This window comes from Sphingomonas sp. (assembly GCF_050725575.1).
GTDB lineage: Bacteria > Pseudomonadota > Alphaproteobacteria > Sphingomonadales > Sphingomonadaceae > Sphingomonas.
Map to the genome: position 1 here is coordinate 1 of NZ_JBOHHW010000051.1, position 14500 is coordinate 14500.

Annotated in this window: 16 protein-coding genes and 1 tRNA gene; 7 read left to right on the forward strand and 10 right to left on the reverse strand. The window is 63.3% G+C overall.

What is annotated here, in order from left to right:
- The first annotated feature begins 316 nt into the window (after positions 1 to 316).
- Positions 317 to 601 carry a hypothetical protein gene (locus tag ACRECS_RS22965; protein ID WP_431585290.1) on the forward strand — a complete coding sequence of 95 codons (285 nt, stop codon included), beginning with the start codon at positions 317 to 319 and terminating at the stop codon, positions 599 to 601.
- A gap of 553 nt (positions 602 to 1154) precedes the next feature.
- Here ACRECS_RS22965 and ACRECS_RS22970 read toward each other — a convergent pair.
- From ACRECS_RS22970 to ACRECS_RS22990, 5 genes are all read right to left on the reverse strand, one after another.
- Complete coding sequence (locus ACRECS_RS22970) at positions 1155 to 1601, reverse strand: Fur family transcriptional regulator (protein ID WP_431585291.1); 447 nt, start codon at positions 1599 to 1601, stop codon at positions 1155 to 1157.
- A gap of 75 nt (positions 1602 to 1676) precedes the next feature.
- Entirely contained in the window at positions 1677 to 3722 is a 2046-nt protein-coding gene (locus tag ACRECS_RS22975) for a TonB-dependent receptor (protein ID WP_431585292.1), read from the reverse strand.
- A 79-nt stretch (positions 3723 to 3801) separates the two neighbouring features.
- Positions 3802 to 4134, reverse strand: a complete 333-nt coding sequence (locus ACRECS_RS22980) for a hypothetical protein (protein WP_431585293.1) — start codon at positions 4132 to 4134, stop codon at positions 3802 to 3804.
- A 185-nt stretch (positions 4135 to 4319) separates the two neighbouring features.
- Positions 4320 to 4538: a hypothetical protein gene (locus ACRECS_RS22985; RefSeq protein WP_431585294.1), complete on the reverse strand. Its 219-nt coding sequence runs from the start codon at positions 4536 to 4538 to the stop codon at positions 4320 to 4322.
- A gap of 488 nt (positions 4539 to 5026) precedes the next feature.
- Positions 5027 to 5119, reverse strand: a tRNA-Ser gene (locus ACRECS_RS22990).
- Between the two features lie 187 nt (positions 5120 to 5306).
- Here ACRECS_RS22990 and ACRECS_RS22995 point away from each other — a divergent pair.
- The 3 genes from ACRECS_RS22995 to ACRECS_RS23005 are packed head-to-tail and all read left to right on the forward strand — an operon-like array spanning position 5307 to position 6744.
- On the forward strand, positions 5307 to 6149 hold the full coding sequence (locus tag ACRECS_RS22995; protein ID WP_431585295.1) for an EipA family protein: 843 nt from the start codon (positions 5307 to 5309) through the stop codon (positions 6147 to 6149).
- Positions 6134 to 6589: a DoxX family protein gene (locus ACRECS_RS23000; RefSeq protein WP_431585296.1), complete on the forward strand. Its 456-nt coding sequence runs from the start codon at positions 6134 to 6136 to the stop codon at positions 6587 to 6589. The genes ACRECS_RS22995 and ACRECS_RS23000 overlap by 16 nt, the downstream gene beginning before the upstream one ends.
- Positions 6589 to 6744, forward strand: a complete 156-nt coding sequence (locus ACRECS_RS23005) for a hypothetical protein (protein WP_431585297.1) — start codon at positions 6589 to 6591, stop codon at positions 6742 to 6744. The genes ACRECS_RS23000 and ACRECS_RS23005 overlap by 1 nt, the downstream gene beginning before the upstream one ends.
- Positions 6745 to 6750: 6 nt before the next feature.
- On the opposite strand, the gene ACRECS_RS23010 is transcribed toward ACRECS_RS23005, so the two are convergent.
- Positions 6751 to 7293, reverse strand: a complete 543-nt coding sequence (locus tag ACRECS_RS23010) for an NADAR family protein (RefSeq protein ID WP_431585298.1) — start codon at positions 7291 to 7293, stop codon at positions 6751 to 6753.
- Complete coding sequence (locus ACRECS_RS23015; protein ID WP_431585299.1) at positions 7294 to 8631, reverse strand: dihydroorotase; 1338 nt, start codon at positions 8629 to 8631, stop codon at positions 7294 to 7296.
- Between the two features lie 44 nt (positions 8632 to 8675).
- Here ACRECS_RS23015 and ACRECS_RS23020 point away from each other — a divergent pair, with 44 nt between their 5' ends.
- Complete coding sequence (locus ACRECS_RS23020; protein WP_431585300.1) at positions 8676 to 9386, forward strand: YgfZ/GcvT domain-containing protein; 711 nt, start codon at positions 8676 to 8678, stop codon at positions 9384 to 9386.
- On the opposite strand, the gene ACRECS_RS23025 is transcribed toward ACRECS_RS23020, so the two are convergent.
- Positions 9381 to 9926 (reverse strand): VOC family protein, encoded by a 546-nt coding sequence (locus ACRECS_RS23025; protein ID WP_431585301.1) that lies wholly within the window; start codon positions 9924 to 9926, stop codon positions 9381 to 9383. The genes ACRECS_RS23020 and ACRECS_RS23025 overlap by 6 nt on opposite strands.
- Before the next feature lie 152 nt (positions 9927 to 10078).
- Between ACRECS_RS23025 and ACRECS_RS23030 the strand changes: the two genes are divergently transcribed.
- Together ACRECS_RS23030 and ACRECS_RS23035 are read left to right on the forward strand one after the other, a co-directional pair.
- Positions 10079 to 11005, forward strand: coding sequence for a hypothetical protein (locus ACRECS_RS23030; protein WP_431585302.1), 927 nt, complete (start codon positions 10079 to 10081; stop codon positions 11003 to 11005).
- Positions 10995 to 11576 carry an AAA family ATPase gene (locus ACRECS_RS23035; protein WP_431585303.1) on the forward strand — a complete coding sequence of 194 codons (582 nt, stop codon included), beginning with the start codon at positions 10995 to 10997 and terminating at the stop codon, positions 11574 to 11576. Before ACRECS_RS23030 ends, ACRECS_RS23035 begins: the two co-directional genes overlap by 11 nt.
- Here ACRECS_RS23035 and ACRECS_RS23040 read toward each other — a convergent pair.
- A complete protein-coding gene (locus ACRECS_RS23040) occupies positions 11555 to 12856 on the reverse strand; it encodes a UDP-glucose dehydrogenase family protein (protein WP_431585304.1) in 1302 nt (433 codons plus the stop codon). The genes ACRECS_RS23035 and ACRECS_RS23040 overlap by 22 nt on opposite strands.
- Positions 12857 to 13070: 214 nt before the next feature.
- Positions 13071 to 14195, reverse strand: coding sequence for an OmpA family protein (locus ACRECS_RS23045; RefSeq protein WP_431585305.1), 1125 nt, complete (start codon positions 14193 to 14195; stop codon positions 13071 to 13073).
- Positions 14196 to 14500: the final 305 nt, after the last annotated feature.

Sequence of the window (14500 nt, forward strand, 5' to 3'; positions counted from 1 at the left end):
ATCGCCGCCCACACCTCGTCTGATAACCAGAACAACGCCATCTACCGCCTCCATCGTCACACCCTCTGTGAATCAGGAAGCTCCCCCCAGATCAATAGGCTGATTGGGTTTGAACCCTAGCAGATTGATCGGGACGGAAGGGCCCTGTCGGGGATTCGGTAAATGGCCATGACGTGCGACATTGCGGGATGCGTACAGGTATCAGCATTTCTGTAACGGCCTTGGACAGGGCGCGGCTTGAAGCGATCGTCGCGGGGCGGAGTTCGCCGCAGAAGCATGTCCGGCGGGCGCGCCCCTTTCCAACGGCGCTGTCCGGATGAGCCGACTTGGCGCAATCATGTATGGCGTAGCAATAGGCGCGATCGCCCTGCTCTTTGGGCGCATGGCGCTTGATGGATGTATCCATCTTTACGAAACAAATGCTGGGGGTCAGGTCGCGCTTGCGGTCACTGGCTGGCTCATCTCGACGCTCGGCCCGATCGCATTGTATGCGCTGTTGGTGGCGAGCGCGTTTATGCTTCTAACGGTTCTCGTCCATACTGCCGCGCTGATCGTGGAGGGTTGTCAGAAGATCATGCGTCGGGCGACCAGCAGCCAATGAGAAAATGGTGGATCGCGGCGGCCCTCACTTTGGCGCTTGTTGGGGTGGCCATGGCATATGCATGGTTATCCGCTGCCCGCTCCAGGGAAATAAGCGAGATCCTCTCCATCGTGCCAGGCATGCGAGAAATCAGCGCGAAGCAACAAATCGCAGAGCCAACCTTGGTACATCTCGCGAGTCCCCGAACCTGGGTTTTCGCTCTGAACAAGAATCAAACTCAAGCCCTGAAGATGCGATGCGCCGGCAACGAGAAGCTTTCCCCGCTTCCGCGCGTTGAGCGTAGGACAATTGGATGCGTTGCGTCATATTATTATGACACCCCGAGATACAGATATATCGTCGTTACGCTAAAAGGCGATATGGCCACTCTCAAGTCCCTTGAAATGTCACAAACCGATTTTGACGATCAGTTGATGGGCCGCCATCGTGTTATCTCGCCGTCCCGATCAACGCCTTCACCCGATTAGCTGGTCAACCTGTCTTCCACACAAGCTGTGGCGTCTTCCGAAACCGAGGCTGAGTTGGTCGGGGGAGATCGCCACCAAGGACGACGCTAGTCGCGGCCCTGCGTGTCCCGGCACGCCAGGCAGGTGCCGGCCGCCTCGAGCGCGAGCTTGCTCGTCACGAACCCGGCGCCGGCCAGAACGGTTTCGAGCGCGTCATGTTGCGCCCCTGCCGGCATCGCAAAGGTTTGCCCGCATTCCGTGCAGGTCATCAGCACGGCGCGATCGACGTCCCTGACGCGGTAGCGGGAGGTCATTTCCACGCGCTCGATCACCCGGTCGAGGCACAGCCTGGCGAGCGCCCGATAGATCGAGACGACGAACATGCGGCGACCGTCAGCACTGAGATCGCTGGCCAGATCATAGGCACTGAGCGGCACGCCGGATTGCGTCAGCCGGTCGACGATATCCCTGGCCAGCAGCGACGCGGGATAGGACGGCGTGCGTCGTAACGATGCGCGCGCCGGCGCGCCATCGCCTCGTCGGATTGCGTTCATGCTCAACGCTCCCGTGATATGTCGTCGCGGCAAGCCGCCGTCAGTCGCCCAGGCGAGTGACGGCGGCGCGCCGCTTCAGAAGGTCGCGAGGCGCAGGACGAAGCGGATGTTCCGCCCCGGCATGACCACCACATCCTTGTCGAGCGCGGCGGCATCCCGCTGCACGTCGTTGGTCAGATTCTGCCCCACCACGGCGAACTCGATCCCGGGATGATCCTTGAACGGATGCAGCGCGACCTGCGCGTTGAGCGAGTTGAAGCCGGGCGTGGCGGTATCGAACGCCCCGAAATTGTCCTGCCGCGCCGAATGCAGGAACAGGAAGCCGGCGTCGAGCTTGCTGCTGGTCCAGGACAGTCCGCCGCCATAGCGATAGGGCGGGATGCGCGGGACGTTGCTGCCGTCGTCCAGCGTCGCGCGGACATAATCCCCTTGCGCCTTTACCTCGAGCCCGCCGCTCTCGGTCTTCAGCAGCTGATAGGACGCAACGCCCTCCACCCCGCGGAAATGCGCGCCCTGCTGGAGGTAATTGAGCTCCTTCAGCTCGCCATCGGGATCCAGGCTGCACACGCCGTCGTCATCGCAAGTGCGGCCAGTCAGATTGCCGTAGATATAGTTTTTGAACCAGGTGCTGTAGACGCTGCCCTCGAATTTGAAGCCGCCGGCATTCACGCGGACCGAGCCTTCGAGCGAATTGGCACGCTCGATCTTCAAATTGGGATCACCGGTCTCGAACGTGTCGGGACCATCATGCCCGCCGCGCGCGAAAAGTTCAGTGATCGCCGGTGCGCGGCCGGTACTCGAAAAGGTCAGGCCGAACTTGACCGCCTCGATCGGTGAATAGAGCGCGCCGATCGCACCGCTCACCGGCGTGAATTCCGCGCCGGTGAAGATATTCGATGCCGGCGTACCATCGGCATGGACATGTTCGACACGGCCGCTCGCCTGCAGCTTGAGAGCGTTGGTGAGCGGCAGTTCGGTGAACAGGAACGCCGCTTCGCTCTGCGTCGTGGTCGGGAACAGATAGCTTCTGTCCGCCCCCAGTGCCTGGAATTTGCGGCGCTGCACCTCGACGCCAAGCGCGGTGTTGCTCAACGGGCCGATCGGCCCGAGCAGCAATTCGGCACGGCCATCCAGTTCCTTGTTCTTGAAGGTCGCCTCGACCGTGCCGTCGGGGTCATCCTCGTCATGCTTGTAGTTCGCATAGCTCGTGTCGATGTTGAGCGTGTGAAGCACGCCCGACCCCAGGTCGAATGACGCGCGCCCGAGGATCTTGGTCTGGCGCATATCGATATAAGTGGTGTCGCTGGGTATGCCATATTTTGCATCATACTGCGTGACCGCCACGCCGATCCGGCTCTTCGATTCCGGTCCGAAGAAATAGGACCCGCCTAGCGCCCCGCCATGACCGCGGAAGAACGAGTTGGCCTGGGTGCCCAGCGGCGTGTCGTAATCATCGGCATGGCGATAAAAGCCATCGGCGTGCAGCACGAAATCGCCGAGCTTCGCATCCGCCAGGCCGGAGGTCTCGGCGGTATTGGCGGCCGTTCCGAAGCTTCCGTTCAACTCGCCCGACAGGGTCCGGGTCGGCAGGAAGGTCGGCACGCGATTGTTGATCGCGTTGACCACGCCGCCGATCGCCTGGCTGCCATAGCGCAGCGTCGCGGCGCCGCGCACGACTTCGATACTCTGCGCCGACAGGGGATCGACCGGCATGCCGTGATCGGGGCCGATGTCCGACACGTCCGAACTGCTGACACCGTCTTCCAGGATACGCACGCGGGTCGCATCCATGCCGCGGATGATCGGGCGCGACGCGCCGGCGGCGAAGCCGGTCGCGGAAATGCCGGGGACGCTCGCCAGCGAATCGGCGAGGCTGGCGCCGCCCGCCTCCAGGATCTGCTTGCGGTTGACCTTGGCCGCGATGGTGGGCGTATCGTCGCCCGAAACGGCAAAGGGCGATGCGGTGATGATGATGTCGCCCTTGTTCGCCACCGGATCGGGACGAGCTCCCGTCTCAGCGCCGGGCTGCGCGGTGGTCGAAACTTGAGGATCGGTCTGCGCCTGGGCGCAAGCGGGCAGGAACGCGGCAAGCGCCGCGCCGGTCAGAAAAACATGTCGCATGATGAAAAACTCCATGAACCTTTGCGGACGCCGGCTGACGCCGGCATCCGGTACGAGGGACCTCAAGGTCCCGTCGGAATCAGATCAAAGGCTGGAGAGGGGGCGCGCGACTGTGCCAATGATGGGCCGGTGCGCCATCGACCGATTGCGGCTGTGCTTCGGCGCCGAACCAGAACGCATGAACGACCGGTTCGACCAGGATGATCGACGTGCCGAGCGTATAAACACCGGCGACATCGATTTCATCGCAGATCGGGCAATTGTCCGGGGCGAGCGGCGACCGGTGTTCGCCGGAGGAGTGCCCCGCCTGCTGATCCACCCCGAGGGCGGGCATTGCAGGCACGTGAATGTGCGATTGCAGGAGAACGCTTTGCCAGGACAAGGCAACCAGCAACACGGCCAGCCAGGCCATGCGCAGCCAGTCGCGTTGCCCACCGGGCACGCTACGGCACCGCGGCGGGGTTCGCCGGAATGGCCGGTGCATCTGCATTCAGTTGGATTTGACCGTCATGTCGCTGAGAGATGATATGTTGTAACGTCTTTCGGGTCAACGCTCGATTTTTCGCGTCACGTCGCATGACGGCTGAAGCGAAAGACCTAGCGCGGTTCCTCGCTGGATTTCGCGGAAGCATCGCCGGCATCCTGTTTCAAAGGCCGCTGCTTCATGACGGTCTGCCAGTCCTGCTCGGACAGCTTGCGGCCGAGACGCGGCCATTCAGCGCGCGGACCGCATGCGAAATTGGTCAATGCCTTGCCGGTCGCGCCGTCATCGGCTTTTTCCCAATTGTCCTGAACGGGCGGCATCGTGTCGGGCACGAGCTTGAACTCTGAATCATAGACCAGGGTCTTGCGACGCGAACCTGTCGGGCAGCGCAGTTGAATTCGACATGCAACTCCGCGAAGCGCCGCACGGCGACCTGACTGTCCATATAATAGACCGCCGTGGTCACACCGCCCGCCGCCTTGCCCAGCCGATCGCCGTCGAAAAGGATGGTGAACCCCTCATCGGCCTGAGCGCGCCAGAGATCGGCGGCAATGGCCCGGGTGCCCGTAAGCGACCCAGTGAGCGACAGGGTGACCGCCATGGCGATCTTCCAGAATGTCATTGCGTCACCTTTTCCATGGCTTTCGGGGCGCAACCGATTCAACGATCTGACGCGGCCCCGGCTTTTCCGGAACCATAGGCCGCCTGTTCGTCTCTCGCCAGACGCATCATTACGAATGATTATGTGCGGCCCTGGATCCACCATCGCCGCACGGGCAAGGTCGCAATGCGCGCCCATTTCGGAATCGACACTAAAAATTGGCGGAGACGGAGGGATTCGAACCCTCGGTACCAGTAAACCCGGTACGGCGGTTTAGCAAACCGCTGGTTTCAGCCACTCACCCACGTCTCCAGACCTGGCGGCAAGCGGCGGCTATAGCGAGGGGTCGCGTGCCGATCAACCGCCCTGTCGGCGGATAAGCGAAAGAGTCTTTTTGCCGCCACTGGGCGCGAAATCGACTCGGGTCGTCGCTGCGTTCATTGCGGGTCAATCCCGAGGCGCGCTAGGATTCGTGATTGGGCGCGTCGGGGGAGTAGCCATGCGCAAGTTAATATCGACGATCCTCGCTGCGACCCTGGTGCTCGGCACCGGCCCGGCGGGGTTTGCACAAGTCCGCACGATCGATCCCAACCAGGCGATCGATTCCGACCTGTCCAGAACCGCGCCTGCCCGGCCATCCCAGGATGCGCCGGTTCCGCTCGACGAACCGCAATCCTATCCCGATGGACCGCCGGCCGATCAGAGCCAGCCCAGCCAGTATCCGGCCGATCCCCAATACCAATCGGGCCAGTATCCATCGGACCGGTATCCGCCGACCACACCCCAGTCGGACATGCCGCAGACCGACCCGGCGCAGAACACCAGCCGCGCCAATGCCGAAACAGAGGCCGCCACGGCAACCACCTTCAAGCGTGAAGAACTGCTCCGCGCCGCGGAAAGCACCTTCGGCAAGGGGTCGTCGGGTCTCGCCGGGATGCTCGAGAAGCTGCTGAAGGAGCAAGGCGAGCCCAACGCCTATATCGCCGGCAGCGAAGCGTCGGGCGCGATCGTCGTCGGCCTGCGCTACGGCAAGGGCGAGCTGTTCCACAAGATCGAGGGACAGCAGAAAATCTACTGGACCGGACCGTCGGTCGGCTTCGACCTGGGCGGCGACGGCAACAAGGTCTTCGCGCTGGTCTACAACCTTCACGACTCGGAAGACCTGTATAAGCGCTTCCCGGCTGGCGAGGGGCGGCTCTATTTCGTTGGCGGCCTTGCCGCGACCTATCTGCGCCGCGGCGACATCGTCATCATTCCGATCCGGCTTGGTGTCGGTTGGCGCCAGGGCGTCAATATCGGCTATATGAAGTTCAGCCATAAATCGAAGTGGTTCCCGCTGTAACGGCGACCTTCCTTCCCGATATTTCGCCGGGCGCCGAGCGCGCCCGGACCCTGCTCCGCTGGATCCTAGCGGCCGCTTATCTGATCGCCGGCATTGCGCATCTGCGCTCGCCCCAGACCTTTCTGGCGATTACCCCGGACTGGGTGCCGTTCCCGCACCAGGTGATCATGATCACCGGGCTGTGCGAGATCGCCGGGGCGCTGGCATTGCTCTCCGCGCGGCTGCGCTGGATCGCCGGCGTGATGCTCGCCGCCTATGCGATCTGTGTCTATCCGGCCAATATCAAGCATGCGGTCGACGGCATCGTCATTGGCGGCAAGACGCTGGGATTATGGTACCATATCCCGCGCCTGGCGTTTCAACCGGTAATCATCTGGTGGGCATTGTTTGCCGGCCGGGTGATAAACTGGCCGTTCCGGCGGCGGGAGTATCCGAACTGATGACCGATTCGATCGACGACACCATCATCGACACGCCCGAGGGCCCGATGACCTGGGCGCAGTGGAAGAAGAAGAACCCGGTGCAGATCCCGTCGCGCCGCACCAAGGGCAAGGACCTGCCGGTCAAGGTGAAGCGGTTCACCGAGAAGAAGTGATCCGGTTCAGTTCGGCGGGATATCCGCGCGGACCCTGGTGAGAATGCGCCCCAGCAAATTGGCGCCACGCCATTCGGCCGGGTCATGCGCGGCGGGATCGTCGACCGCCAGTCCGACACCCCAGATCCAGTCGCGCGGATTCGCCTCGACAAGCATGGCGGGCGCCGTGGTCCGGAGTTGACGGGCCGCACCCTGGTTCTGCCGAAACTTCTCGAGATTGCCGGTATAGACGATGGCGATCTTCCAGGCGTCCCAGATGTCCTGGTGAAATCCTTGAACCAATTGACCGTGCCGCTTCTGTTCGGCCGGATCGGCTGTGGCCAGAATCGCAGACGCGCGCACCGCATCGCCGAACAGCTCCGCCTTGGCGACCATCATCCATTGCTCGGCCGTCACGAACCGCCGCCCGCCGATCGAGAAGGGCGTTGCATGCCACTGGCTGAAGACGCCCCGGATGAAGGGCATGAATGTCGAGAAACCGGAAGGATCGGGAAGCTGTTCGATCGAAAGGCGCGGACCCCAGGCCGATGTGGCGGCCCGATCGTCCATTCAGCCGAACTCGACCGCTTCGAACCGGATCGGCTCGCCGATCGCGGCCTCGGCCAGTGCGCCGTCCCACATCACGCGCTGCCCGCGCACGATCGTGCCGATCGGCTTGCCAGTGAGTTCCATGCCGGTGAAGGGCGACCAGCCGCAGCGCGAGGCAAGCCATTCGTCAGTGATCGTCCAGCGCGCCTTCAAATCGACGATCGAGAAATCCGCGTCGTAGCCGGCCGCAATCCGGCCCTTGCCGATGATGTTGAACACGCGCTGCGGCCCGGCGCTGGTCAGGTCGATCACGCGCTGCAAGGTGGTGCGGCCATGCGCGACATGGTCAAGCATCAGCGCAAGCATCGTCTGCACCCCGGGCATGCCGCTTGGGCTGTCGGGATAGGGTTTGGCCTTTTCCTCGCGCGTGTGCGGCGCATGGTCGGAACCGAGAATGTCGGGCACACCCTGGTTGAGCCAGTGCCATAGCCCGTCGCGATGCGCGCCGGAGCGGATTGGCGGGTTCATCTGCGCCCAGGTGCCGAGCCGGGGATAGGCCTCTTCGCCCGCTAGGGTCAGATGCTGCGGCGTCACCTCGCAGCTGGCGATATCCTTGTTCTGGCCGAGCAGTTCCAGTTCGGCCGGCGTGGTCACGTGCAGCACATGGATCCGCCGACGCGCGGCGCGCGCAAGGCTGAGGATGCGCCGTGTGGCGAGCAGCGCGCTCTCGTCATCGCGCCATACCGGGTGCGACGACGCATCGCCCGTCACCCGCTCTCCGGCACGCGCGTTCATCCGCGCTTCGTCCTCGGCATGAATCGCCACGCGGCGGTGCCCGGAGGCCAGCACCTCGGCAAGTGAGGAATCCTCCGCCACCAGCAGGTCGCCGGTCGACGCCCCCATGAAGATCTTGACGCCCGCCGTGCCCGGCATGCGCTCCAGCTCGGCCAGGCTCGCCGCATTGTGATTGGTCGCACCGACATAAAAGGCATGGTCGCACCACATGCGATGATGCGCGCGGGTGAGCTTGTCCTCGATCGCCTCGGCGCTGTCGGTATTGGGTTTGGTATTGGGCATCTCGAACACTGCCGTGACACCGCCGAGCACCGCCGCGCGGCTGCCGCTTTCCAGATCTTCCTTGTGGACCAGCCCGGGCTCGCGGAAATGGACCTGGGTGTCGATCACGCCGGGCAGGATATCGAGCCCGGTACAATCGATCGTCTCGCCCGCGTCGCCGGCCGGTCGGTCCGGTGCGCCGATCTCGACGATCTTGCCATTGCGCACGCCAATGCTCGCCTGCACCGGCCCGGCGGGCAGGTGAACGGTGCCGTTGGTCAGAATCAGATCGAACTTGGCCATTGCCGCCTCTTTCGCTGGGGTCACCGCACCCCTACCTGTTCGTCATGAGCGAAACCACCCCGACAATGCTGGATGACCGCGCGCTGATCCGCGTTTCCGGTGAAGATGTGCGCGGCTTCCTGCAGGGCCTGGTCACTGCCGACACGATGGGGGCGCTGCCGGCCTGGTCGGGATTGCTGACAGCACAGGGCAAGGCCTTGTTCGATTTCCTGCTCTGGGCGGACGACGACGATTTGCTGATCGACTGCGAGGCGGATCAAGCCGATGCGCTTGCCCGGCGGCTGTCAATCTATCGCCTGCGCCGCGCGATCACGATTGCGCGCGACGATAGCCTGGCGGTGCATTGGTCGCGCGATACCGATCGGGGCATGCCCGATCCGCGCCTTGCCGAACTCGGCCATCGCTGGCTCGCTCAGCCTGCCGCCGCCGCCAATGGCTGGCGCGCACATCGCCTGTCGCTCGGCGTGACCGAGGGGCAGGCGGAACTGGGCAGCGACAAGACGCTGTGGCTGGAATGCAATGCGCGCGAACTGAACGGCGTCAGCTTCACCAAGGGCTGTTATGTCGGCCAGGAAAATACCGCGCGCATGCATCACCGGGCCAAGGTCAATCGCCGCCTCGTCGTCGCGCCGCTCGGCGAGGCGGGTGAGCGGACGCGTGTGCGGTATCCGGAGTTCGGCCTGATGGTCGAGCATCGCCGGGTCGAGGCGCTCGGCGACGCGATTATCCCCGACTGGCTCGCCGCCGCGCTATAGGCCGAACGTTACGAGACCGCGTTCGTCGATCGACCAGGCGGGGTTCCAGGCAATTTCCCAGCCATGGTCGTCGGGGTCAGCGACATAGCCCCGAAAGCCGTCATGCTCGGGTGCATCGCCGGGCCGCAGGACCGTTCCGCCGGCCCTGCCCAGCTGTTCGATCAGCGGCTGGACATCCTCTTGCCGTGGCACATTATGCGCCATGGCGAACGCCCCCGGCCGGCACAGGCCGGTCCGCTGCATGTCGGATTCGAGCGCCGGCTGGAGCCAGGTACCGAGCACCAGGCCGTTCATCTGATAGAAGATGATCTCGTCATTCTCGAACACCGGCGTCCAGCCGAAGCCGTCGACATAGAAACGCCGCGAGCGTGCGAGATCGGCAATGCCGATGGTGATCACGGAAATCTGCTGCTGCATGGTCCATACCCTTATGGTCACCGACGCACGATGCGCCGTGTTCAGGGTCGCGGGACTCGACGCGAAAGCATCGGCCAGAACACCGCCCCATAATCCTTCGGGGGGTGCGATCGGGCTAACCATACCGATCCGCCTTTCTCGACAAGCCTTTTTACCCACCCGATAATTGTCGTGCAATCTGCTTGCCGTGCACTTTACCTCATGGAAGGTTCGGGGCATGGCATTGTTCCGGCATCTGGATATCCATCCTGCGCCCGGAATGACGAGAGCGTCGAATGATCGAAAGCGGCACGCACACCCCAAATGTGTCGGTGGAATCCTTTGGCCTCCCGCCGCATACCGCGCTGCGTTATGAACGACCGGACCCGCGTCTGGCGGCCTATCTCACCGACTATCATGTGCTTGATTCCGACGAGAGCGGGGTCGGCACCAACATCGAATGGATGCTGCCGAGCTGGCCGGCGATCCGAGTCATTCTCGCCGATAATCCCATTGCGTTGACGATCGGCGGCACAACCTATGATCCGATGCCTGAAGCCGCCTTGTACGGGACGACCAGCAAGGCGATGCGCGTCAGGACGGCGGGCGGCGTGACGATCGGCGCAGGGATAACCCCGCTTGGCTGGTCGCGGCTGTTTCGCGGACCGGCCGATCAGTATCGCGACCGGATCGTGTCGCTCGACACGGTCATGCCGGCGGGGGTCGTTGAAGAGCTGGTTTCGCGGTTGCGAGCATCCGATCAGGCGCTGGACGTGAAGGATATTCTCGACCGCTTCTTCCTGAATCATATGGGTCCGCGCGATCGTAACGAAGGGGAGATCAGGGCGTTGATGGCGCTGATCGTCGACGATGCGACGCAGGATCTGTCGACCGCGGCGGCGCGGATCGGGATCGACGCGCGCCGGCTGCGACGGCTGGCGACGCGCCATTTCGGCTTCCCGCCCAAGACACTGTTGCTGCGCGCACGCTTCCTGCGCTCGTTCCTCAAGATGTTCGCGATACGCGACCATGCGGATTATTCGCTGATTGCCACCACCTATCATGACGCATCGCATTTCCTGCGCGACGCCAACCGGTTTCTGGGCATGACACCGCGCCGTTTCATGGCAATGAAGACACCCTATCTCGATGCCGTGCTGCGCGCCCGCGCCGCCGTGTTCGGCACCGCGACCACCGCACTGCACGATGTGGATGCCGGATAAGGTCGCGCGGATGAACCGGTTCGTCGTCATTTCGGGCTGTTCGGGCGGCGGCAAATCGACGTTGCTCGATGAGCTGGCGCGGCGCGGCCATGCCACAGTCGCGGAGCCGGGCCGCCGGATCGTCGAACAGGAACTGGCAAGCCACGGCTCGGCATTGCCCTGGGCCGACGCCGACGCCTTTGCTCGTCGCGCGATCGACCTGGCGCTGGCCGACCGGGCTGCCGCCGAGCACTTGCCTGGATGGGTGTTTTTCGACCGCAGCGCGATCGATGCCGCCGCAGCGCTTGACCATCTATCGGGAGGCCAGGGCCGGCACATCGATGCCCTGCCGCGTTATCACGACATGGTCTTCCTGACGCCACCCTGGCCGGAGATTTACGTTACCGACCGCGAGCGACGTCACGGTTTCGACGATGCCGTCGCGGAGTATCAGCGCCTGGTGCTCGCCTATCCCGCCAATGGTTATGACCTATCGGTGCTCGATAAGGTCGCGGTCGGCGACCGCGCCGATTTCATCCTGGCGACGCTGGCGCAATCGACCTCGACTGCCTACCGCCCGATCGAACTATAAGCGAAGCCAGCCCGCTCGACTTCCGCCGGCGGGTAGATGTTGCGCAGGTCGACCATCACCGGCGTGCCCATCACACTGGCCAGCCGCTTCAGATCGAGCGCGCGGAACACATCCCATTCCGTCACGATCACCACGGCGTCGGCCCCGGTCGCTGCCTCATAGGCGTCTTTGCAATAGGCGATCTCGGGCATCATCGCCTTGGCCGGCTCCATCCCTTCGGGGTCATAGCCGCGCACCGTCGCGCCCGCGTCGATCAGGCTCTGCACGATCGCGAGACTGGGCGCATCGCGCATGTCGTCGGTGTTGGGTTTGAAGGTGAGGCCGAGCACCGCGACGGTCTTGCCCTTGCCGTCGCCGCCCAATGCCTTGATCACCTTGCGCCCCATCGCCCGCTTGCGGTTGTCGTTGACCTGAACCACCGCTTCGACGATCCGCACCGGGGTTTCATAGTCCTCGGCGGTCTTGAGCAGAGCCAGCGTATCCTTCGGGAAACATGACCCGCCATAGCCCGGTCCGGCATGGAGGAATTTCGACCCGATCCGGTTGTCGAGACCAATACCGCGCGACACATCCTGGACGTTGGCGCCGACCGCTTCACACAAGTCCGCGATCTCGTTGATGAACGTGATCTTGGTCGCCAGAAACGCGTTGGCGGCATATTTGATCAGCTCGGCCGTGCGCCGGCCGGTGAACAGGATCGGGCTCTCATTGAGGTAGAGCGGGCGATAGACATCGCGCATCACCTGCATCGCGCGCGTATCCTCGGTGCCGATGACGATCCGGTCGGGGCGCTTGAAGTCGCCGATCGCTGCACCCTCGCGCAGGAATTCGGGGTTGGAGACCACTGCCACGTCATGACCATTGACCGTTTCGGCCATGATCGCCTCGACCTTGTCGCCGGTGCCGACCGGCACGGTCGACTTGGTCACGATCACGATCGGCCCGGTCACCGCCTCGGCGATCTCGCGCGTCGCTGCGAAGACATAGGACAGGTCGGCATGGCCATCGCCGCGCCGCGACGGCGTGCCGACCGCAATGAACACCGCATCGGCACCCGCGACCGCGCTTTTCAGATCGGTGGTGAAGGTAAGCCGGCCAGCCGCGACATTAGCCGCGACCAGCTTGTCCAGACCAGGCTCGAAAATCGGCATCCGCCCCGCTTCGAGCGCGGCGATCTTCGATTCATCCTTGTCGACGCAAATCACGTCATGGCCGAAATCCGAGAAGCAGGCGCCGGAAACCAGGCCGACATAGCCCGAGCCGATCATCGTGATGCGCATGGTGGACCGTATCCCATTGTTGCAGGCGTTACCGCCCGTGTCACCGCGATCCTCTAGCCGAACATCGCCAGATTGCCACCCCATTGGCTTGTGCCAACGGCACTATGGACGGCGACTGCCGGAGAATTGCAAGGCTCCAGACGCACAAAAGGGAGGCCAGCGATGCTGACCTCCCTTCCGTGTTTCGTACGAAATGCTTCGTGCGAGACCGGGCTTAGTTGCCCGAGCCAGGCCCGTAGCTGATTTCCACGCGGCGGTTTTCCAGCTCGCGAACGCCATCGGCGGTCTCGATGCGGGGACGGCTTTCGCCGAACGCTTCGGTGGAGATCACGCTGTCGGGAACCGAGTGCGACGTGAAGTAGCCCTTCACCGCGTCGGCACGACGCTGCGAGAGACCCACGTTGTACTTCGGCGAACCCGACTTGTCGGCGTGGCCGGCAAGCATGATCTGGGTATTGCCGCAATTCTGGTACTGCGAGATCGCGTTGTCGAGCAACGACGCCGCCTGCGGCGTGATGTCCGACTTGTCCCACTCGAAGAACACGATGTACGGCCCAGGCGAACACACCACTTCCGGCGGAGGCGGAGGAGGAGGCGGCGGGGGCGGAGGAGGAGGCGGCGGGGGCGGAGGAGGAGGCGGCGGTGCCGCCGGCTCGCCGAAGTTGTAGGTCAGGCCACCGAGGATGCTGTGCGTCCGGAACGTGCCTTCGAAAGCACGACCGGTAACATCGACCAGACCGACATTCCGCGCGTTGAAGAAGCGATACTTCAGCGTCGCATCGATATGGCTGGTGATCGGAGCGCGGATACCCGCAAGACCCTGCCAAGCGAAGACCGTATCGGAATCGTCGAGGAAGTCGCCGCGCGTGTTGAGCCCGTAGTTGGACTTGACGCGAGCAACGCCGACACCGCCGCCGACAAAGCCCTGGATGCCGTCGTCGTCACCGAAGTCGAGCAAACCGTTGACCATGAAGCTGAGCGCCGAAGTCCGGCCGCCGGCATAATTGTATGTGCCTGCGGGGAGGTTCGAGATCCCACCAGTCGACAGGAATGCCGGGGTCGTCACCGAAGACCGGTAAGAGTCGACAGTTGCGCTCTTGTAGCCGACTTCCGCTTCAAGGCGGAAGGCGCCGAAGTCATAGCCGATGACGCCGTCGACGTCATAGCCATATTTAGAATCAACCGTCGAAGCGTCGCTCACTGCGCCGATATCGAAGTTGATGTCTTCCACGATCATCGCGCCACCTTCGACGCCCACGTACCACGAATCATCGCGTGCGAGGGCTGGTGTGGCGAGAGCAGTGGAGGCAAGCGCCATAGCGATGGCAAGCTTCCGCATAAAAATCCCCTTTCGTCGTTGTCACTCGGACAGCGCAAACTCCCTACCCAAAGGTTGGTTTCCACGCAAGCGCACAAATTTTGTCCGCTGTTGCCCTAACGCAACATAAAGCAGGTGATTTCCTGCATTTCGATTAAGATCATGCGGTATCTTATGCAGTACGATCCGCGTGTCGCATCACATCAAAAAGACCTTTGACCGCCCAGGCGAATCCGGCAGCATCGAATGGCCACGGCCGAACACAGCGCATCCGGAATCCGGCGACGGGTGGTGGAACGGGTCCTTCCGCCCCGTAAAACCAAGCA